The sequence below is a fragment of the Pseudomonas sp. F01002 genome, from assembly GCF_004402115.1.
GTDB lineage: Bacteria > Pseudomonadota > Gammaproteobacteria > Pseudomonadales > Pseudomonadaceae > Aquipseudomonas > Aquipseudomonas frigoris.
Genome location: NZ_SOPU01000013.1, coordinates 135,807 through 154,894 on the forward strand (window position 1 = coordinate 135,807; position 19,088 = coordinate 154,894).

The following is a 19,088-nucleotide window of genomic DNA, read 5'->3' on the forward strand; positions in this document are numbered from 1 at the left end:
TCGTTCTACCTCAGCTTCAGGGTGGCAAGGCCAACCAGCACGAGAATCACGGTGATGATCCAGAAACGGACGATCACGCGTGGCTCGGGCCAGCCCTTGAGTTCAAAGTGGTGGTGAATCGGTGCCATGCGGAACACACGGCGACCGGTGAGCTTAAAGGAAGCAACTTGAATGACGACTGACAGGGTCTCCATCACGAACACGCCGCCCATGATGAACAGGACGATTTCCTGACGAACGATCACCGCGATGGTGCCCAGTGCCGCGCCCAGCGCCAGTGCGCCGACGTCGCCCATGAACACCTGAGCCGGATAGGTGTTGAACCAGAGGAACCCGAGGCCCGCGCCGATCAAGGCGCCGCAGAACACGATCAACTCTCCTGCGCCCGGTACATACGGGATCAGCAGGTATTCAGCGAATTTCACGTTACCCGACAGGTAGCAGAAGATTCCCAACCCGCCGCCGACCATTACGGTGGGCATGATCGCCAGACCGTCGAGGCCGTCGGTCAGGTTGACCGCGTTGCTCGAGCCGACGATCACGAAGTAGGTCAGGACGACGAAGCCTATGCCCAGCGGAATGCTGTGGTCCTTGAGCATCGGCAAAATCAGGGTGGTTTCCACCGGTGTCGCTGCGGTCATATAAAGGAAGATCGCCGCGCCCAGGCCGAACACCGATTGCCAGAAGTACTTCCAGCGGCTCGGCAAGCCACGGGAGTTCTTCTCGATCACTTTGCGGTAATCGTCGACCCAGCCGATCGCGCCAAACAACAAGGTCACCAGCAGAACGGTCCACACATAACGGTTGGTCAGGTCAGCCCAAAGCAACGTGCTGACGCCGATGGACGACAGGATCAGCGCGCCGCCCATGGTCGGGGTGCCGGACTTGGACAGGTGCGATTGTGGACCGTCGTTACGAACGGATTGACCGATCTGACGGTTCTGTAAAGTGCGGATCATCCACGGGCCATAGCACAGCGACAAAACCAACGCGGTCAGCACACCGAGAATCCCGCGCAGGGTCAGGTACTGAAAGACCGCGAAGCCTTTGTAGAACTGTTGCAGATACTCCGCTAGCAGCAGCAGCATTAATGTTTCTCCAGGCTGGTCCCGCACAAAGCGGCGACGATGTTTTCCATCGCAGCGCTGCGCGAGCCCTTGATCAAAATGGTGGTGTTTGTGTCTTGCTCGGCGCCCAGGGCCTTGATCAGTTCAGCCTGAGTGCTGAAGTGAAAGGCCTGCTCGCCGAAAGCGTTCACGGCGTGGGCCATCATTGGCCCGACAGCGTAAAGCGCGGAAACCTTGCCGCGGGCGTACTCGCCCACATCGCGGTGCCCCTGCTCCGCCCAATCGCCCAACTCGCCGATATCCCCGAGCACCAGAACGGTGCGGCCGGAAAAGCCGGCGAGTATATCAACGGCGGCGCACATGGAGGTGGGGTTCGCGTTGTACGTGTCATCGATTACGCGCATGCCATTGGTGGCCAGTTGCGCGACGGTGCGACCTTTGACCGGTTGCACCGCGCCGAGCCCGGTGGCGATGCCGAACAGCGACACGCCCAGCGCATGGGCAGCGGCGGCGGCGGCCATGGCATTGGCGACGTTATGGGTGCCGAGCAGGTTCAGTTGAACGCGCTCCATACCTTCAGGAGTGTGCAGGTTGAACGCTGGGCAACCGCGAGCGTCGCGGTCCAGATCGCTGGCGTAGAAATCGGCACTGACATTGCTCAGGGCGAAGGTCAGCACTTTGCGACCGGCAGCGCGGGTCTTCCAGATGTCGAACGCCTTGTCGTCAAGATTGAGAACGGCGACGCCATCGGCATCCAGCCCTTCAATAATCTCGCCCTTGGCTTCAACGATTTTTTCCGGCCCGCCGAACTCGCCGACGTGGGCGGTCCCGGCGTTGTTGAGCACGGCCACATGAGGCTTGGTCATGTCGACGGTGTAGGCAATTTCGCCGAGCCGCGAAGCACCCAGTTCAATCACCGCAGCGGTATGTTCCGGTGCGAGTTCGAGCAGGGTCAGCGGAACGCCGAGGTCATTGTTCAGGTTGCCACGGGTCGCCAACACTGGACCGCGCGTGCGCAGGATGCTGGCGAGCATTTCCTTGACCGTGGTCTTGCCGCTGGAACCGGTGATCGCTGCGACAGGATGGGTGTAGGCCGCACGGTTCAACGCACCGAGTTGCCCCAGCGCCTGACGAGTATCTTTCACCAGCAATTGCGGCAGTGTGCTGTCGGCGACTTCATGCTCGACCAGCGCCGCTACGGCGCCTTTTGCGGCTACGTCATTGAGATAATCATGACCATCGAAGCGCGGACCGGTCAGGGCAATAAAGAGTTGGCCTGGTTTGATCGCGCGGCTGTCGATGCTGACCCCGTCGAAGCTGGCATCGGCAGTGACCAAGCGGGCATTCAGCGCGCCGGTCAGTTCGCTCAGTTTCAAGGCCTTAAGCATGGGCCACCTCCCACGCGGTCAAGGCGTGATCGGCCTCGACCAGATCGGAGAAAGCGTGACGCTGGCCGTTGATTTCCTGATAGTCCTCGTGACCTTTACCGGCCAGGACAATCACGTCATCTGCCGAAGCGCTGGCGATCAATTGGGCAATCGCCTGGCCACGGCCAGCGACGAAGGTGACTTTATCCACAGCGGTAAAACCGGCGCGGATGTCGTCGAAGATCACGGCAGGGTCTTCGGTGCGCGGGTTGTCATCGGTCACAAGCACGCCGTCAGCCAGACGTTCGACCACTTCAGCCATGAGCGGACGTTTGCCACGATCGCGATCACCACCGCAACCGAACAGGCACAGCAAACGGCCTTTGGCGTGAGGACGCAGGGCCATCAAGACTTTTTCCAGCGCATCCGGTGTGTGGGCGTAATCAACCACTACCAGCGGCTGAGTACCGCCGCCGAGGCGCTGCATGCGTCCGGCCGGGCCTTCGAGTTTCGGCAGCACGTTGAGGATTTCATCCAGCGCGTAGTCCAGACCCAGCAAGGCGCCGACCGCGGCCAGTACGTTGCTCAGGTTGAAGCGACCGAGCAAGGTGCTGCGCAAGTGATGCTCACCCTGCGGCGTGACCAGCGTGGCGCGCACGCCTTCGTCATCGAACTGCGCTTCACGGCAATAAAGATAAGCGCTGGCATCTTCCAGGCTGTAGGTGATCAGGCGCGATTCACGTTTGTCCGCAGCCAGTTGCCGGCCGAAATCGTCGTCGAGGTTGACCACCCGGCACTTCAAATCGTTCCAGGCAAACAGCTTGGCCTTGGCTTCACCGTAGGCTTGCATGGTGCCGTGGTAATCTAGGTGATCGCGGGACAGGTTGGTCATCACCGCCACATCGAACGCCAGCGCGGTAACGCGGCCCTGATCCAGACCGTGGGAAGAAACTTCCATGGCGACGGCTTTGGCACCAGCCTTTTTCAGGTCGGCGAGGGTTGCCTGCACGGCGATCGGGTTCGGCGTGGTGTGCAAGCCGCTTTCGAGCGCGCCGTAAAAACCGGTGCCCAACGTGCCGACGATGCCGCAGTGCTGGCCGAGCAAATCCAAGGCTTGCGCAACCAACTGCGTCACGCTGGTTTTGCCGTTGGTGCCGGTCACGCCGATCAGGTTCAGGTGCCGACTAGGGTCACCGTAAAAACGCCCGGCGATGTCCGACAGCTGCGCCGCCAGGCCTTTGACCGGAATCAGCGGAACATCGGTAATCGGCAATACGGTCGCGCCTTCGACTTCATACGCCACAGCGGCAGCGCCGCGTTGCAGGGCGTCGGCGATGTGTGCGCGACCGTCGAACTTGCCGCCAGGAACGGCGAGAAACAGATCGCCAGCCCGCACGTTGCGGCTGTCCAGGGTCAGTTCGCGGATCAACAGATCGCGGCCGGCGTGGGCGAAAATCTTGTTCAGACTCAGAGACATCAGCCGCGCCCTCCATTGGCTTTCAGCGGAACGACCGGTGCTGCGTTCGCTTGTTGAGTAGGTGGCAGGTTGTCCGGGGTGATGTTCATCAGGCGCAAGGTCCCGGACATCACTTTGCTGAACACCGGGGCCGATACCAGACCACCGAAGTAACCGGCCTTGGTCGGCTCATCGATCACCACCACGATTGCGTAACGCGGATCGCTCATCGGGCCAAAGCCTGCGAACAGCGAACGATAGGAATTCTCGGCGTAGCCTTTGGTGCCCACAGATGTCTTACGCGCAGTACCCGACTTGCCTGCCACGTGATACGCCGGCACTTGCGCACGGAACACACCGCGCGGGGCTTCGATCACTTGGGTCAGCATGCCTTGCATGGTTTTCGCGACCGCTTCCGGCAATACCTGTGTGGTTTGCGGTGGCTTGTCCGTTTTGATCAGGGTCAACGGCGCGAGGCGACCGTTATTGGCCAGGGCCGAGAAGGCGTGGACCAACTGGATCGCGGTCACAGAGATACCGTAGCCGTACGACAGCGTGGCGGTTTCAGCCTTGCGCCATTCGCGGTAGTTCGGCAGGTTGCCGACGCGTTCGCCCGGGAAGCCCAGGCCAGTGTCCTGGCCGAGGCCGACTTTTTGCGCCAGACGGAATATCGTTTCGCCACCGATATCGAAGGCGACCTTACTCATGCCGACGTTACTGGAGTTGATCAGGATGCCGGTGAGGTCGAGCACTGGGCCTTCGGTCTTCGATACGTCCTTGATGGTGTACTTACCAATCTGCAAGGAGCCCGGATACACCTCGACAGTGTCGCTTGGTTTCCAGCGCCCGGTTTCAATCGCGGCGCTCATGGAAATCGCTTTCATGGTCGAACCCGGTTCGAACACGTCGATCATCGCGCGGTTACGCATCATCGCCGGTTGCAGGTTGCGACGGTTGTTCGGGTTGTAGGTCGGCTGGTTGACCATGGCGAGGATCTCGCCGCTCTTCACGTCCATGATCACCAGGCTGCCGGCCTTGGCGCCGTTCTCGATGATCGCGTTACGCAGTTCACGGTTGGCCAGGTATTGCAGACGCAGGTCAATGGACAACGCCAAGGGCTTTCCGGCCTTGGCGTTTTTGGTGACCTGAACATCCTTGATAAGTCGGCCACGCCGATCCTTGATCACCTGTCGCTTGCCGGGGACCCCGGCCAGCCATTCGTCGTAGGCCAGCTCGACGCCTTCACGACCGTGGTCATCGATGTCGGTAAAACCGACCATATGGGCAGTGACTTCACCGGCCGGGTAGAAACGACGAAATTCTTCGATGCCATAAACGCCCGGCACTTTCAGATCGAGCACCGACTGGCCCTGTTCGGGGGTCAGCCCGCGCACCAGATAAATGAATTCTTTGTTGGCCTGGGCCTCGAGACGTTCGGCCAGGGCTTTCGGGTCCTGCCCCAAGGCAGCCGCCAGTGCAGGCCACTTCTCTTTGGCCGTTTGCATTTCCTTGGCATTGGCCCAAAGGGTGGTGACTGGGGTACTCACGGCCAAAGGCTCGCCGTTACGGTCGGTGATCAGACCACGGTGAGCCGGAATCGGGATATGACGAACGCTGCGCGCATCGCCCTGACCTTTAAGAAAGGCACGGTCGACTACTTGCAGATCGATAATGCGCCAGGAAATCGCCGCGACCATGACGCCGAGCAAACCCAGCACCAGGCGGAACCGCCATGGAAAGAGTGCGCCCTCGAGTTTCATCATGGCGCCACCATCTGCACTTCAGCGGCGCCAGGAATGCGCATCTTCAATTGCTCGGTCGCCAGGACTTCGATACGGCTGTGGGCGGTCCAGGTGCTCTGTTCGAGAATCAAACGGCCCCACTCCGCTTGCGCCTTGTCGCGCACGCTCAACTCGTTGTACAGGGAGTTCAACAGTTGACGGTTCCAGTGGGCGCTATAGGAAACGCCGATGGCCGACACGAGCACGCCAATAAACAGCAGAAACATGAAAAAGCTTCCGCCGGGAAGTGGCTTGGCGAAAAGCTTGCTCACCGCAGCTTCTCCGCGACGCGCATGACGGCGCTACGGGAGCGTGGGTTGGCTTTGAGTTCGGCCTCGGAGGCGGACTGCGCTTTGCCATGGATTTTGATTATTGGTTCGAAGGCGACGTGACGTACCGGCAGGTTGCGCGGCAGGTTGTCGGCTTCGCCTTTCACCAGTTTGCGCATGAACAGTTTGACGATGCGGTCTTCCAGCGAGTGGAAGCTGATGACCACCAGGCGGCCGCCGACCTCCAGGCATTCCAGTGCGGCTTCGAGGCCGGCTTCCAGATCACCCAGTTCGTTGTTGACGTGAATACGCAAGCCCTGGAACGCACGGGTCGCCGGGTTTTTGCCCTTTTCCCATGCAGGGTTGGCGACTTTCAGGACTTCAGCCAGATCGGCAGTGCGCTCGAACGGCTTGATGTCGCGACGCTCGGCCACGGCACGGGCCATCCGGCCGGAGAAACGTTCTTCGCCGTATTGCTTGAACACCCGGGCGATTTCTTCCACCGGGGCGGTGTTGACGAACTCGGCAGCGCTGATCCCGCGGGACGGGTCCATGCGCATGTCCAGCGGGCCATCATTGAGGAAACTGAAGCCGCGCTCAGGGTCGTCGAGCTGCGGCGAAGATACGCCGAGGTCGAGCAAAACGCCGCTGACCTTGCCGGCCAGACCACGTTCGGCGACTTCCGAACCGAGCTCGGCGAAGCTGCGCTGTACAACGACAAAGCGGCCGTCTTCGGCCGCTAGCGTTTGCCCGGTGGCAATCGCTTGAGGATCTTTATCGAATCCGAGCACCCGACCATCGGGGCCGAGCTGGCTGAGGATCAACCGGCTGTGTCCGCCGCGCCCGAACGTACCGTCCAGATAGCAGCCATCAGGACGTACGGCGAGAGCCTCCACGGCTTCGTCAAGCAGTACGGTGATGTGGTTAAAGCCGCTATCAATAGTCACAGGATCAAATCACGCAGTTCATCAGGCATGGCGCCCGGTTGTTGAATGGCAGCCAGATCAGCGGCAGAAACCGCATCCCAGGCATCCTCGTCCCACAATTGGAACTTGTTCAGTTGGCCTACCAACATCGCGCGCTTATCCAACTTGGCATATTCACGAAGACGCGGCGGAACCAGAAAACGACCACTGCCATCGAGCTCGAGGTCGACGGCATTACCAATCAGTAAACGTTGCAGGCGGCGGTTCTCTTCGCGAAGCGAAGGCAGTGCGCGCAGTTTGGTTTCAATAATTTCCCACTCGTCGAGGGGGTAAACACACAAACACGGATCAACGGCATCAATTGTGACGATTAACTGACCGGAGCTACGCGAAACGAGCTCGTCACGGTACCGGCTCGGCATAGCGAGACGGCCCTTTGCGTCGAGACTGATAGCGTTAGCTCCGCGAAACACGTCAGCGTTTCTCCAAATATTAGCGTTTTAAGCTCAAAAAACCCACTTCATGCCACTTTCCGCCACTTGCGCACACTATAGGAATGCGGCCACCGCACCGTCAAGGCGCGGATTAAAGGAAAACCCTTACAGAACTGAGATTTAGGAGTGTAAAAGGAGGGGTAGCGAGAATCTGACCTGTCGTCCTGCTCAATAACTTGAATCAGCACAGAAGGCTGCGTTCGAAAGTTAAAGTAATTTGTTAAGAGTAAGATTTTTTCGGTATTAGGAAAGTGCTTCTGTTGTTGATTCTGTAAGGAGGGAAATTGCTACTACAGGCGCCCTGCTCAATGATTAAAGCAGGGAGGGGGAAAAAGGTGGAGAGTCGATCTGTAAGCCGGGTTCTGTCTTGAACAGTCATTCGTCTACGATGGCCATCACTGGACATCTTTAGCAACCTACCCGGTCCCAGCGCGGGCCACGCCTTGGGACCCTATTTGGTCTTGCTCCAAGTGGGGTTTACCTAGCCACGAACTGTTGCCAGACGTGCGGTGCGCTCTTACCGCACCTTTTCACCCTTACCGGCGCCGAAGCGCTTAGGCGGTTATTTTCTGTGGCACTTTCCGTAGGCTCACGCCTCCCAGGCATTACCTGGCACTTCGCCCTATGGAGCCCGGACTTTCCTCCCCCCCCTAATTTTCATAGAGGGCAGCGACTGTCCGATCGACTCTCCGCCGCGAAGATTAACGGCAGAGCGGCCGAAGGACAAGCGCTAAACGCCTTGGGCCGCGCCTGCACGTCGGTTTTTACTCGCCCTTCTGTTTATCCAGCGCGACCTGATAGAGCACATTCTTGCGCTCGCCGGTAATTTGCGCCGCCAACGCCGCGGCTCGCTTGAGCGGCATTTCTTCAAGCAACAAATTCAGAATGCGCATGGCTTCACTGCTGACGGCGTCCTCGGTCTCGGGGGCAGACCAACCCGCCACCAACACCACGCATTCGCCGCGTTGCTGATTGCTGTCTGACTCGACGAACTCGCGCAACTCAGCCAGTGGCAAGCCCTTAAGGGTTTCAAAGGTTTTAGTGATTTCACGGGCCAGCAAAGCCGGGCGCTCCCCACCGAACACCAGTTCCATGTCTTGCAGACATTCAAGGATGCGGTGTGGCGCCTCATAAAAAATCAGCGTGCGCGGTTCTTCCTTTACCAACTCAAGTCGGGCGCGCCGACCGACAGCCTTGGCCGGCAGGAAGCCTTCGAAGATGAAACGGTCCGACGGCAGCCCCGCCGCCGACAACGCTGCGATCAGAGCGCAGGCGCCCGGAACCGGCACAACATTAATTCCCGCAGCACGAGCCTGGCGCACGAGGTGATAACCCGGATCGGAAATCAACGGCGTGCCGGCATCGGAAATCAGCGCCACATCGTCGCCGGCGAGCAAGCGGGTGATAAAGCGGCTACCTTCATCCCGCTCATTGTGTTCATGACAGGCCGCCAGCGGTGTAGGAATGCCGAAATGCTGCATCAATCGCTGAGAGTGACGGGTATCTTCGGCGGCGATCAGGGCGACCTCGCGCAGGATCTTCAGCGCACGCGCACTGATGTCGTCCAGGTTGCCGATGGGCGTCGCCACCACATAAAGCGAGCCAGCAGCGGAATTCAAAGCACCTGGAGCAGTCAAAGCGCACACCTCATGATCGGTAAAAGCCGCCATTGTAGCGCGTCGCGACGTTCGCGATACGCGCAAGCTACCCTCGGTTTTGCAGCCTTTTGTGCAGTGCCGCAACATTTGCACGAGCTAAATTGATCGATTCACACCAGTAACATCGCGCCCCGGCCAGTGCTTGGGTACAATTCCACGCTAATTTGATCGAGTATCAGGAACACTACATGATCGCTTGCCTGCGGCTGTTCACTGCCCTCTGCCTCGCTGCCTTGCTGGCGGCTTGCGCCAGCTCGCCCTCCTCCAGCCTTGGCGAACTTCCACGGACCCCGGATGCCAGTATCGAGCAATTGCTCGCACAGGCCGCTCAAAGCAAAGACCCGGAAAAAGCCTCCCTGTTGCGCCTGAGCGCGGCAGACCTGGCCTATCGTCAGGGGAATGCCGGCCAGTCCGCGCAAATCCTGCAACAAGTCCCCGTCGAAACACTCAAGCCTGGCCAACAGGTTTTCGCCAGCACCCTGGCGGCTGAACTGGCCATGGTTCGCAATCAGCCGAAAGCGGCGCTGACAGCCTTGAGTCATCCGAGCCTGCAACGCCTGAGTGAACTGCCGGTTGAGCAACAGGTTCGCACCGGCACTGTTCATGCCCGCGCCCTTGAAGCCGATGGCCAGACCCTGGCTGCCGCACGGGAGCGCATCTTCATTGCGCCAATGCTCGAAGGTGAAGCGGCAAGCAAAAACCACGAAGCGATCTGGACCCTGATCGCTTCGCTGCCGACCGTCCAATTGCAGCCAAACACCTCCGACGACCTCGGCGGCTGGATGGGCCTGGCGCTGGCAGTGAAAAGTGCCGGCACCGTGGAACAACAGCAAGCGGCGATCGACAACTGGCGCGCACAGAATCCAAAGCACCCGGCCGCCATTCAACTGCCGTTGCCACTGACCAAACTCAAGGAACTGGCCAGCCAGCCCCTGAGCAAAATCGCCCTGCTGCTGCCACAAGACGGCCCGTTGGCGTCGGTCGGCAAAGCACTGCGCGAAGGTTTCATGGCTGCTCACTACCAGGCCCAACAAGCCGGGCAGAAGCCGCCAGCCATCGAGTTCTATGACAGCTCGAAACTCACTTCGATGGACGAGTTCTACCGCAAGGCCCAAGCCGATGGCGTGCAGTTGGTCGTCGGCCCGCTGGAGAAGCCGCTGGTCAAACAGCTCAGCGCTCGCCCGCAACTGCCGATCACCACCCTGGCGCTGAACTACAGCGAAGGCGAACAAGGTCCGGCCCAGCTGTTCCAGTTTGGTCTTGCGGCTGAAGACGAAGCCCGCGAAGTGTCCCGCCGTGCTCGCGCCGATGGCCTGCATCGCGCAGCCATCATGGTGCCGAAAGGCGAATGGGGCGATCGCGTGTTGAGAGCGTTCAGCCAGGATTGGCAGGCTAACGGTGGCAGCATCGTCGCTACCGAACGTGTCGACCAACCGGTTCAACTGGCCCAGCAGATTGCCGACATGTTCCAGCTGCGTCAGAGCGAAGGTCGTGCCAAGAGCCTGCAAAGCACCGTTGGCGGGCAGGTAGCCGCCCAGCCTTCGCGTCGCCAGGACATCGAGTTCATCTTCCTGGCCGCAACGCCTCAGCAAGCCCAGCAGATCAAGCCGACACTGAACTTCCAGTACGCTGGCGACGTGCCGGTTTATGCCACCTCCCACGTGTTCAGCGCCAGCGGCGATGTGAATCAGTACAACGACATGAACGGCATTCGCTTCTGCGAAACCCCATGGTTGCTGGAGGCCAACGATCCACTGCGCAAACAGGTTACCGCTCAATGGCCACAAGCTGCTGGCAGTCTGGGTCGTCTGTACGCGATGGGCGTTGACGCCTATCGCCTGGCACCACGCCTGGGGCAACTCAAGGCATTGCCGGACAGCCGCATCGAAGGTCAATCGGGCAGCCTGGGCATGACTGCAAACCAGCGAGTCGTGCGTCAGTTGCCATGGGCACAGTTCGTGAGCGGTCAGGTTCAACGCCTGCCGGACACCCCGCGCTGATGCCCGACAGGTCACGCCAGCAAAGCGGTAAAGATGCCGAGCGCCATGCGCTCGAGCATCTTCAACAACAAGGTCTGCGCCTGCTGGCGCAGAACTGGTTGTGTAAACGCGGCGAGCTTGATCTGGTCATGCTTGATGGCGATACAGTAGTATTCGTTGAAGTCCGCTACAGAAAAAACACTCAATGGGGTGGCGCGCTCGATAGCATTGATGAGCGCAAACGGCAGAAACTGATTTTTGCCGCGCAGTATTTTCTTCAGCGCGAGTCGCGTTGGGCCAATTCCCCTTGCCGTTTCGACGTGGTTGCCATCGACAGCAACCTCGATCAGTTGAACTGGTTGCAGAATGCCTTCGACAGCTGATCGCGTACGTTCCGAACCGGACACTTTCACCCAACACTTTTGCTCTTTGCTTTGCGGGCTGCACATTCATGTGCCGAGTAGCCGCGCTAATTAAGGTCACACAGATGGACATGCAATCCCGAATTCGCCAGCTTTTTCAGGCCAGTATCGATACCAAGCAAATGGCGATGGACGTACTTGCACCGCACATCGAGCAAGCCAGCCAGGTGATGGTCAACGCCCTGCTCAACGAAGGCAAAATGTTGTCCTGCGGCAACGGCGGCTCTGCCGGTGATGCCCAGCACTTCTCGTCCGAGCTGCTCAACCGCTTCGAGCGCGAACGCCCGAGCCTGCCAGCCATCGCGCTGACCACCGACAGCTCGACGATCACCTCGATCGCCAACGACTACAGCTACAACGAAATTTTCTCCAAACAGATCCGCGCCCTCGGCCAGCCGGGTGACGTTTTGCTCGCGATTTCCACCAGCGGCAACTCGGCAAACATTATTCAAGCGATCCAGGCCGCACATGATCGCGAAATGATTGTCGTAGCATTGACCGGTCGCGATGGCGGCGGCATGGCGTCGTTGCTATTGCCCGAGGACGTCGAGATTCGCGTACCGGCCAACGTCACCGCACGTATTCAGGAAGTCCACCTGCTGGCGATCCATTGCCTTTGCGATTTGATCGACAGCCAACTGTTCGGGAGTGAAGAATGACCCCTAATCGCCTAGGCCTTCTGGCCTTGACCCTGTGCCTCGGCATCAGCGGCTGCACCTCGGTGGTTAACGCCAGCCGTGAAGCACCGATCGAAGATGACCGCGGCACCCGCACCTTCGGCAGCAAGATCGACGACTCTCTGATCGACACCAAGGTCGGCGTGAACATTGCCAAGGCCGATCCAGCCCTGGATAACGACTCGCACATCGTCGTCACCAGCTTCAATGGCGTCGTGCTGCTCGCCGGGCAAACCCCGCGTGCCGACCTCAAGGCCAAGGCCGAACAGGCCGCTGCGGCTGTTCAGCGGGTGAAGACAGTCCACAACGAACTGCAAGTCCTGCCACCTTCCGGCTTCCTTGCCCGCCAGAACGACACTTGGCTGACCTCCAAGATCAAGACCCAGATGCTCACCGATCCGAACATTCCGGGCTCGCGCATCAAGGTTGTCACCGAGAACGGCATCGTCTACCTGCTGGGTCTGCTGACCAAACAGGAAGCTGCCCAAGCGACCAACCTGGTGCAAGGCGTTTCCGGCGTACAGAAGATCGTGAAACTGTTTGAGTACATCGACTGATATTTGCTTGCAGGTGATGGCATCCTTGGATCGCCATCGACCTGTAGGAGCTGTCGAGTGAAACGAGGCTGCGATCTTTTGATTTTGCTTTTAAAAGATCAAAAGATCGCAGCCTCGTTTCACTCGACAGCTCCTACGTTTGAAGTGAAATAAAAAAAGGGCGATCCTTGCGGATCACCCTTTTTTTATTTCACCACCTTCAAACTCGGTCGACCGCTGGGACGCGGCGGCTCGCTGTCGGGTGGCGGAATGTCGTCATCCGGCTCGATCTCTTCCTCGTCTTCCATAGGCGATTCCAGATCGAACACCATGCCCTGACCGTTCTCCCGGGCGTAAATGCCCAGGATCGATGCGATAGGCACGTACAAGGTGTGCGGCACGCCACCGAAGCGCCCTTCGAAGCTGACCGCTTCGTTGTCCATGTGCAGATGACGCACGGCTGCCGGCGATACGTTCAGGACAATCTGTCCGTCACTGGCAAAACCCTGAGGCACCTGTACCGACGGATACTCGGAATTGACCAGCATGTGCGGGGTGCAATCGTTGTCCACAATCCACTCGTAGAGCGCGCGGACCAGATAAGGTCGACTGGAGTTCATAGCGGCTCCTTAAGCCTTAGCGCATATCGCGTTCGACACCAGACAGACTCGCCTGGAAAGCCTCACGCGCAAACGAGCGCTCCATGTAATCAAGCAGCGGCTTGGCAGGCCGCGGCAGTTCTATACCCAGAATCGGCAATCGCCAGAGTATTGGCAATAGGCAGCAATCCACCAGGCTTTGTTCCTCACTGAGGAAAAACGGCTTGTCGGCGAACAACGGCGACACGCCGGTCAGGCTTTCGCGCAGCTCTTTACGAGCCACGACACGGGCTGCTTCCTTGGACCGGGAATCCAGGATCAGATCCACCAGACCACACCAGTCACGCTGAATACGATGAATCAGCAGACGGCTGTTGGCACGCGCCACTGGATAAACCGGCAGTAAAGGCGGGTGCGGGTAACGCTCATCCAGATATTCCATCACCACGGTCGACTCCCACAACGCCAGGTCACGATCGACCAGGGTGGGCAAGCTGCCGTAAGGGTTCACTTCAATCAGTTTAGGCGGCTGGCGACCAGCTTCCACGTAAATGATCTCGGCGCTGACACCCTTCTCTGCAAGTACGATACGCACTCGGTGGGAATAGTGGTCGGCGGGGTCGGAGTAACAGGCCAACCGATTGGTCACGCCCATGGCGGTCCTCCTCGCTTGTTGAAATTATCGGAAACGGAAAAACGCGCGCGCCCAGAGGGCGCCTCCCGTAACGCCTGGATCACCAGGCTCGTTACACCTTCAGAGACGCCCTTGGGCGCGCGCGATTGACAGCAATTTTACAGCATTATCAATGGACGTCTTTCCAGTATTCACGCTTGAGCAAGTATGCGAATACGAAGAAGAACGCCAGGTACAGCAACACATAGGTACCGATGCGCTGATGCTGCAGCTTCACCGGGTTGGCCGAGTAGGCCAGGAAGGTCACCAGATTCTTGACCTTCTCGTCGAACTGCTCTTCGTTCAGCGTGCCGGTTTTCGGCAGTATGGTCAGCTGGTCGCAGGCTTCATGAGTCAAAGCCGTGCCGGTCAGCGGATCGTATTGCTTCTTGCCGTCTTCGACGATTTGAACTTGTTTACAGCCTACCACCTGACGACCCTGCAGGCCGACCAGAACGTTAGGCATCCCGACGTTCGGGAACACCTTGTTGTTCACGCCCCAAGGACGCGATGGGTCTTCGTAGAAAGATTTCAGGTAACCGTAGAGCCAGTCAGTGCCACGAACGCGGGCGACCAGGGTCAGGTCGGGCGGCGCCGCACCGAACCAGGTCTTGGCGTCAGCCGGCTGCATGCCGATGCTCATGTGGTCGCCGATCTTGGCGCCGGTGAACACCACCTTCGAGAGCATCAGGTCGTGCGGGATGCCCAGGTCATCGGCGACACGCTCGTAACGCTGGAACTTGGCGCTGTGACAGCCCATGCAGTAGTTGGCGAATGTACGCGCGCCATCTTGCATTGCAGCTTTGTCGGAAACGTCGATATCGACCTTTTCCAGCTCAGGACCACCGTGTTCGGCCGCGAAAGACAGCACAGGCAAAGCAGCAAGAATCAGTACAGCAAATAGCTTTTTCATCAGCCAGTCACCCTTTCCGGAACCGGTTTGGTCTTCTCGAGCCTGGTGTAGAACGGCATCAGAATGAAGTAGGCGAAGTACAGGAAGGTACATACCTGCGACAGCAACGTCCGCTCAGGGGTTGGGGCCAGTACGCCCAGCACGCCCAGGATCACGAACGAGATGCAGAACACCCAGAGCCAGATCTTGCTCAGCCAGCCTTTGTAGCGCATCGACTTGACCGGGCTACGATCGAGCCATGGCAGGACGAACAGCACAGCAATGGCCGCGCCCATGGCGATAACGCCCAGGAGCTTGTCCGGAATCGCCCGCAGAATCGCGTAGAACGGCGTGAAGTACCAGACCGGAGCGATGTGCTCTGGCGTCTTGAAGGCGTTCGCCACTTCAAAGTTCGGCTTCTCGAGGAAGTAGCCGCCCATTTCCGGGAAGAAGAACACGATCGAGCAGAAGATGAACAGGAACACCACCACGCCGACGATATCTTTCACGGTGTAGTACGGGTGGAAGGCAATGCCGTCCAGCGGTACACCGTTTTCGTCTTTGAATTTCTTGATGTCCACGCCGTCCGGGTTGTTCGAACCGACTTCGTGCAGCGCCAGAACGTGCAGCACCACCAGACCGAGGATCACGATCGGCAACGCAACAACGTGCAGGGCGAAGAAGCGGTTCAGGGTGATACCGGAAATCAGGTAGTCACCACGGATCCACTGAGTCAGATCGTTGCCGATGACCGGGATCGCACCGAACAGCGAGATGATCACCTGAGCCCCCCAGTAGGACATCTGGCCCCACGGCAGCAGGTAACCCATGAAGGCTTCAGCCATCAGCGCCAGATAGATCAGCATGCCGAAGACCCACACCAGCTCACGCGGCTTCTGGTACGAACCGTAGAGCAAGCCACGGAACATGTGCAGATAGACCACGATGAAGAACGCCGAGGCGCCGGTGGAGTGCAGCAGACGCAGGATCGAGCCGTACTCGACGTCGCGCATAATGTATTCGACGGAAGCAAACGCCTCTTCCGCCGACGGGGTGTAGCTCATGGTCAGCCAGACACCGGTAACGATCTGGTTGACCAGAACGAGCAGTGCGAGGGAGCCAAAGAAATAGAAGAAGTTGAAGTTCTTCGGGGCGTAGTACTTGCTGAGATGGTCTTCCCACATTTTGGTCGCGGGAAAGCGCGCATCAACCCAATCCATGAACTTGCTCATCACGCTTTCTCCGTATCGACGCCAATGACAATGACGTCATCGGTTTCATAGGAATGCGGGGGAACTGGCAGGTTCAAAGGCGCAGGTTGCGACTTGTAGACGCGGCCAGCCAGATCGTAGTGGGAGCCGTGGCAAGGGCAGAAATAACCACCTACCCAGTCCTTGCCCAGATCCGCAGGTGCCACTTCTGGACGGAAGGTCGGCGAGCAACCCAGGTGTGTGCAGATACCGATCAGCAGCAGAACCTCTGGCTTGATCGAACGCGTTTCTGGATCGACGTAGGTCGGTTGTGTCGAGTTCTTGGAGGTCGGGTCAGACAGCTGGCCCTCGATCTTTTTCAGATTCCCCAGGATTTCCGCGGTTCGGCGGACAATGAACACCGGCTGACCGCGCCACTCAGCAATCATCTGCTGGCCTGGCTCGATTTTGCTGACATTCACCTTCACCGGTGCACCTGCAGCTTTCGCCTTGGCACTGGGAAACCATGACCCCACGAACGGGACCGCAGCCCCCACCGCTCCTGCAGCACCCACCACGGATGTGGCTGCTACCAAGAAGCGACGCCGGCCTGCATTCACGCCGTCATTGCTCATTCAGTCCTCTCCCATCAGCTTTGTGGCCTGTTAAATCAGGCGTCTACTAAGTAAAAATCTGAACTTATAAAAATTTTGCCGAATGGTAATGAAAAGCCCCAATTCTGACAAGGTAATTACCGAGGGGCTCCACTGCCAAGCCTTGCAGTATAGGGCTTCTACGGCTGTGGCAAGTTGTCACAGAGCAATTCTTTGATAAATCGCGCCCATAAAAAAACGCCCAGCTTCGCGAGGAAACTGGGCGTTCTTTTTGAACGTAAAAGCGAATTAACGCTTCGAGTACTGCGGACGCTTACGTGCTTTACGCAGACCAACTTTCTTACGTTCAACTTCACGTGCATCGCGAGTAACGAAGCCAGCTTTGCGCAGAGCGCCACGCAGGGTTTCGTCGTACTGCATCAGTGCGCGAGTGATACCGTGGCGGATTGCGCCAGCTTGACCACTTACACCACCACCGATCACGGTGACGTAGATGTCGAATTTCTCGACAGTCTCAGTCAGTTCCAGCGGCTGACGAACTACCATGCGGGCAGTTTCGCGGCCGAAGAAATTTTCCAGGGTGCGGTTGTTGATGGAGATGTTACCAGTACCCGGACGCAGGAAAACGCGTGCGGTTGCGGTCTTGCGACGGCCAGTGCCGTAATTTTGAGTCGCCGACATAATGAACTATTCCGTTAAAACTTCAGTTCTTGGGGCTGCTGAGCAGTATGAGGGTGTACAGCGCCCGCATAGACTTTCAGCTTACGATACATGTCGCGACCCAGCGGGTTCTTAGGCAGCATGCCTTTGACCGCGGTCTCGATCACGCGCTCAGGGGCTTTAGCGATCAGCTTTTCGAAGTTGATCGACTTGATGCCGCCCGGGAAACCGGAGTGGGAGTAGTAGATTTTGTCGGTGGTTTTAGCACCGGTTACACGAATCTGCTCGGCATTGATAACGACGATGTAATCGCCGGTGTCAACGTGAGGAGTGTACTCAGCTTTATGCTTGCCACGCAGACGGCTCGCGATTTCGGTGGCCAGACGACCCAGGGTCTGACCTGCAGCGTCGACGACAAACCAGTCGCGCTGTACTGTTTCCGGTTTAGCAGTAAAAGTTTTCATTCTTTATAGCCTCAGGGGCCGCCCTGTAAATTAGACGGCGGATCTTACTGAATAGTGCGTACTTTGACAAGTCAAAGGCAGCCGGATACAGACGCTTTCGGGGGCTCGGGTCGGCGCGTCCGTTCAACGGCAAGATTCTTCGGCGGCGGCGCATCACTTCCACTGCAGAAAGAGGTGCGCAATTATGCAGATTGCGAAAAATAATTCAACCTGCTTTTATGATTGTTTTGCCCAAGGAGCACCCGATGGACTATCGCCAGCTAGGCCGAACCAATCTGAACGTGAGCGCCATCTGCCTCGGAACCATGACCTGGGGCGAGCAAAACAGCGAGGCTGAAGCCTTCGCCCAGATTGAACGGGCCAAAAGCGCCGGGATCAATTTCATCGATACCGCCGAGATGTACCCGGTGCCGCCAAAAGCCGAAACCTACGCCACCACCGAACGCTACATCGGCAATTACTTCAAAAGCCGCGGTGATCGCGCCGACTGGATCCTGGCCAGCAAGATCGCCGGCCCCGGCAACACCATCGACTACATCCGCGACAAAAACCTGCGGCACAACCGCCAGCACATCACCGAAGCCGTGGACGCCAGCCTCAAGCGCTTGCAGACCGACTACATCGACCTCTACCAGCTGCATTGGCCGGAGCGCAGCACCAATTTCTTCGGTCAGCTCGGCTACAAACACCAAATCGAAGCCAACCTCACGCCGCTGGAGGACACCCTCGAAGCGCTGGACGAACAGGTCAAGGCCGGCAAGATCCGCCACATCGGCCTGTCCAATGAAACGCCATGGGGTACCATGCGCTTCCTCGCCCTGGCCGAAGCCCGTGGCTGGCCACGCGCGGTGTCGATCCAGAATCCGTACAACCTGCTCAACCGCAGCTTCGAAGTCGGTCTGGCGGAAATCGCCATCCGCGAACAGTGCGGCCTGCTCGCCTATTCGCCGCTGGCGTTCGGTTTCCTGTCAGGCAAGTACGAAGGTGGCGCGCGTCCGCCTAAAGGCCGCCTGAGCCTCTACAGCCGCTTCAGCCGCTATTTCAACCCGCAGTCGGAAGCTGCGTGCAGTCGTTATGTGGCACTGGCGCGTGAACACGGCCTGGACCCGGCGCAAATGGCGTTGGCGTTTGTCACTCAGCAGCCATTTGTGACCAGCAACATCATTGGCGCAACGACGATGGAGCAGCTTGAAAGCAATTTAGCGAGCTTCGAGCTGAAACTGTCGGATGAAGTACTGGAGGGGATCGAGGCGATTCACAAGGATCACCCGAACCCGGCACCTTGATTGATTCATAGACCCCATCGCGAGCAAGCTCGCTCCCACAGGTTTTGCGCAATACCTGTGGGAGCGAGCTTGCTCGCG

At 58.6% G+C, this 19,088-nt stretch carries 20 protein-coding genes and 1 other RNA gene; 5 read left to right on the top strand and 16 right to left on the bottom strand.

Going from position 1 to position 19,088, the window contains the following annotated elements:
• Positions 1–5 precede the first annotated feature (5 nt).
• From mraY to rsmI, 9 genes are all read right to left on the bottom strand, one after another.
• A complete protein-coding gene (gene mraY, locus E3W21_RS07725) occupies positions 6–1,088 on the bottom strand; it encodes a phospho-N-acetylmuramoyl-pentapeptide-transferase (RefSeq protein WP_033061333.1) in 1,083 nt (360 codons plus the stop codon).
• A complete protein-coding gene (murF, locus tag E3W21_RS07730; RefSeq protein ID WP_134418966.1) occupies positions 1,088–2,455 on the bottom strand; it encodes a UDP-N-acetylmuramoyl-tripeptide--D-alanyl-D-alanine ligase in 1,368 nt (455 codons plus the stop codon). Before murF ends, mraY begins: the two co-directional genes overlap by 1 nt.
• Complete coding sequence (locus E3W21_RS07735) at positions 2,448–3,911, bottom strand: UDP-N-acetylmuramoyl-L-alanyl-D-glutamate--2,6-diaminopimelate ligase (protein ID WP_134418967.1); 1,464 nt, start codon at positions 3,909–3,911, stop codon at positions 2,448–2,450. The genes murF and E3W21_RS07735 overlap by 8 nt, the downstream gene beginning before the upstream one ends.
• Entirely contained in the window at positions 3,911–5,650 is a 1,740-nt protein-coding gene (locus E3W21_RS07740) for a penicillin-binding protein 2 (protein ID WP_178084128.1), read from the bottom strand. The genes E3W21_RS07735 and E3W21_RS07740 overlap by 1 nt, the downstream gene beginning before the upstream one ends.
• A complete protein-coding gene (gene ftsL, locus E3W21_RS07745; RefSeq protein ID WP_033053422.1) occupies positions 5,650–5,943 on the bottom strand; it encodes a cell division protein FtsL in 294 nt (97 codons plus the stop codon). The genes E3W21_RS07740 and ftsL overlap by 1 nt, the downstream gene beginning before the upstream one ends.
• A complete protein-coding gene (rsmH, locus tag E3W21_RS07750; RefSeq protein ID WP_008147489.1) occupies positions 5,940–6,887 on the bottom strand; it encodes a 16S rRNA (cytosine(1402)-N(4))-methyltransferase RsmH in 948 nt (315 codons plus the stop codon). The genes ftsL and rsmH overlap by 4 nt, the downstream gene beginning before the upstream one ends.
• A complete protein-coding gene (gene mraZ / locus E3W21_RS07755; RefSeq protein WP_008147486.1) occupies positions 6,884–7,339 on the bottom strand; it encodes a division/cell wall cluster transcriptional repressor MraZ in 456 nt (151 codons plus the stop codon). The genes rsmH and mraZ overlap by 4 nt, the downstream gene beginning before the upstream one ends.
• Before the next feature lie 356 nt (positions 7,340–7,695).
• An RNA gene (gene rnpB, locus E3W21_RS07760) (RNase P RNA component class A) lies at positions 7,696–8,049 on the bottom strand.
• Between the two features lie 75 nt (positions 8,050–8,124).
• Complete coding sequence (gene rsmI, locus E3W21_RS07765) at positions 8,125–9,030, bottom strand: 16S rRNA (cytidine(1402)-2'-O)-methyltransferase (RefSeq protein WP_165353260.1); 906 nt, start codon at positions 9,028–9,030, stop codon at positions 8,125–8,127.
• A 176-nt stretch (positions 9,031–9,206) separates the two neighbouring features.
• Here rsmI and E3W21_RS07770 point away from each other — a divergent pair, with 176 nt between their 5' ends.
• The 4 genes from E3W21_RS07770 (at position 9,207) to E3W21_RS07785 (ending at position 12,653) form a co-directional block, all read left to right on the top strand.
• The gene (locus E3W21_RS07770; protein WP_134418969.1) at positions 9,207–11,018 is read left to right on the top strand and encodes a penicillin-binding protein activator; all 1,812 of its coding nucleotides are present in this window, start codon (positions 9,207–9,209) and stop codon (positions 11,016–11,018) included.
• On the top strand, positions 11,018–11,380 hold the full coding sequence (locus E3W21_RS07775) for a YraN family protein (protein ID WP_019582357.1): 363 nt from the start codon (positions 11,018–11,020) through the stop codon (positions 11,378–11,380). Before E3W21_RS07770 ends, E3W21_RS07775 begins: the two co-directional genes overlap by 1 nt.
• 104 nt (positions 11,381–11,484) lie before the next feature.
• A complete protein-coding gene (locus E3W21_RS07780; protein ID WP_008025961.1) occupies positions 11,485–12,078 on the top strand; it encodes a phosphoheptose isomerase in 594 nt (197 codons plus the stop codon).
• The gene (locus tag E3W21_RS07785; protein ID WP_008147477.1) at positions 12,075–12,653 is read left to right on the top strand and encodes a BON domain-containing protein; all 579 of its coding nucleotides are present in this window, start codon (positions 12,075–12,077) and stop codon (positions 12,651–12,653) included. The genes E3W21_RS07780 and E3W21_RS07785 overlap by 4 nt, the downstream gene beginning before the upstream one ends.
• Positions 12,654–12,838: 185 nt before the next feature.
• Here E3W21_RS07785 and E3W21_RS07790 read toward each other — a convergent pair whose 3' ends face one another.
• From E3W21_RS07790 to rplM, 7 genes are all read right to left on the bottom strand, one after another.
• Positions 12,839–13,252: a ClpXP protease specificity-enhancing factor gene (locus tag E3W21_RS07790; protein ID WP_008155980.1), complete on the bottom strand. Its 414-nt coding sequence runs from the start codon at positions 13,250–13,252 to the stop codon at positions 12,839–12,841.
• Positions 13,253–13,268: 16 nt separating this feature from the next.
• Positions 13,269–13,886 carry a glutathione S-transferase N-terminal domain-containing protein gene (locus E3W21_RS07795; protein ID WP_008155978.1) on the bottom strand — a complete coding sequence of 206 codons (618 nt, stop codon included), beginning with the start codon at positions 13,884–13,886 and terminating at the stop codon, positions 13,269–13,271.
• Between the two features lie 148 nt (positions 13,887–14,034).
• Positions 14,035–14,817 carry a cytochrome c1 gene (locus tag E3W21_RS07800; protein ID WP_129441363.1) on the bottom strand — a complete coding sequence of 261 codons (783 nt, stop codon included), beginning with the start codon at positions 14,815–14,817 and terminating at the stop codon, positions 14,035–14,037.
• Positions 14,817–16,028 (bottom strand): cytochrome bc complex cytochrome b subunit, encoded by a 1,212-nt coding sequence (locus E3W21_RS07805; RefSeq protein WP_008155974.1) that lies wholly within the window; start codon positions 16,026–16,028, stop codon positions 14,817–14,819. The genes E3W21_RS07800 and E3W21_RS07805 overlap by 1 nt, the downstream gene beginning before the upstream one ends.
• Positions 16,028–16,621, bottom strand: a complete 594-nt coding sequence (petA, locus tag E3W21_RS07810) for a ubiquinol-cytochrome c reductase iron-sulfur subunit (protein ID WP_129441361.1) — start codon at positions 16,619–16,621, stop codon at positions 16,028–16,030. The genes E3W21_RS07805 and petA overlap by 1 nt, the downstream gene beginning before the upstream one ends.
• A gap of 267 nt (positions 16,622–16,888) precedes the next feature.
• Entirely contained in the window at positions 16,889–17,281 is a 393-nt protein-coding gene (gene rpsI / locus E3W21_RS07815; protein ID WP_003216038.1) for a 30S ribosomal protein S9, read from the bottom strand.
• 14 nt (positions 17,282–17,295) lie between these two features.
• Positions 17,296–17,724 (bottom strand): 50S ribosomal protein L13, encoded by a 429-nt coding sequence (gene rplM / locus E3W21_RS07820; protein ID WP_007905295.1) that lies wholly within the window; start codon positions 17,722–17,724, stop codon positions 17,296–17,298.
• Between the two features lie 245 nt (positions 17,725–17,969).
• Between rplM and E3W21_RS07825 the strand changes: the two genes are divergently transcribed.
• Entirely contained in the window at positions 17,970–19,010 is a 1,041-nt protein-coding gene (locus tag E3W21_RS07825; protein WP_129441359.1) for an NADP(H)-dependent aldo-keto reductase, read from the top strand.
• Positions 19,011–19,088 lie beyond the last annotated feature (78 nt).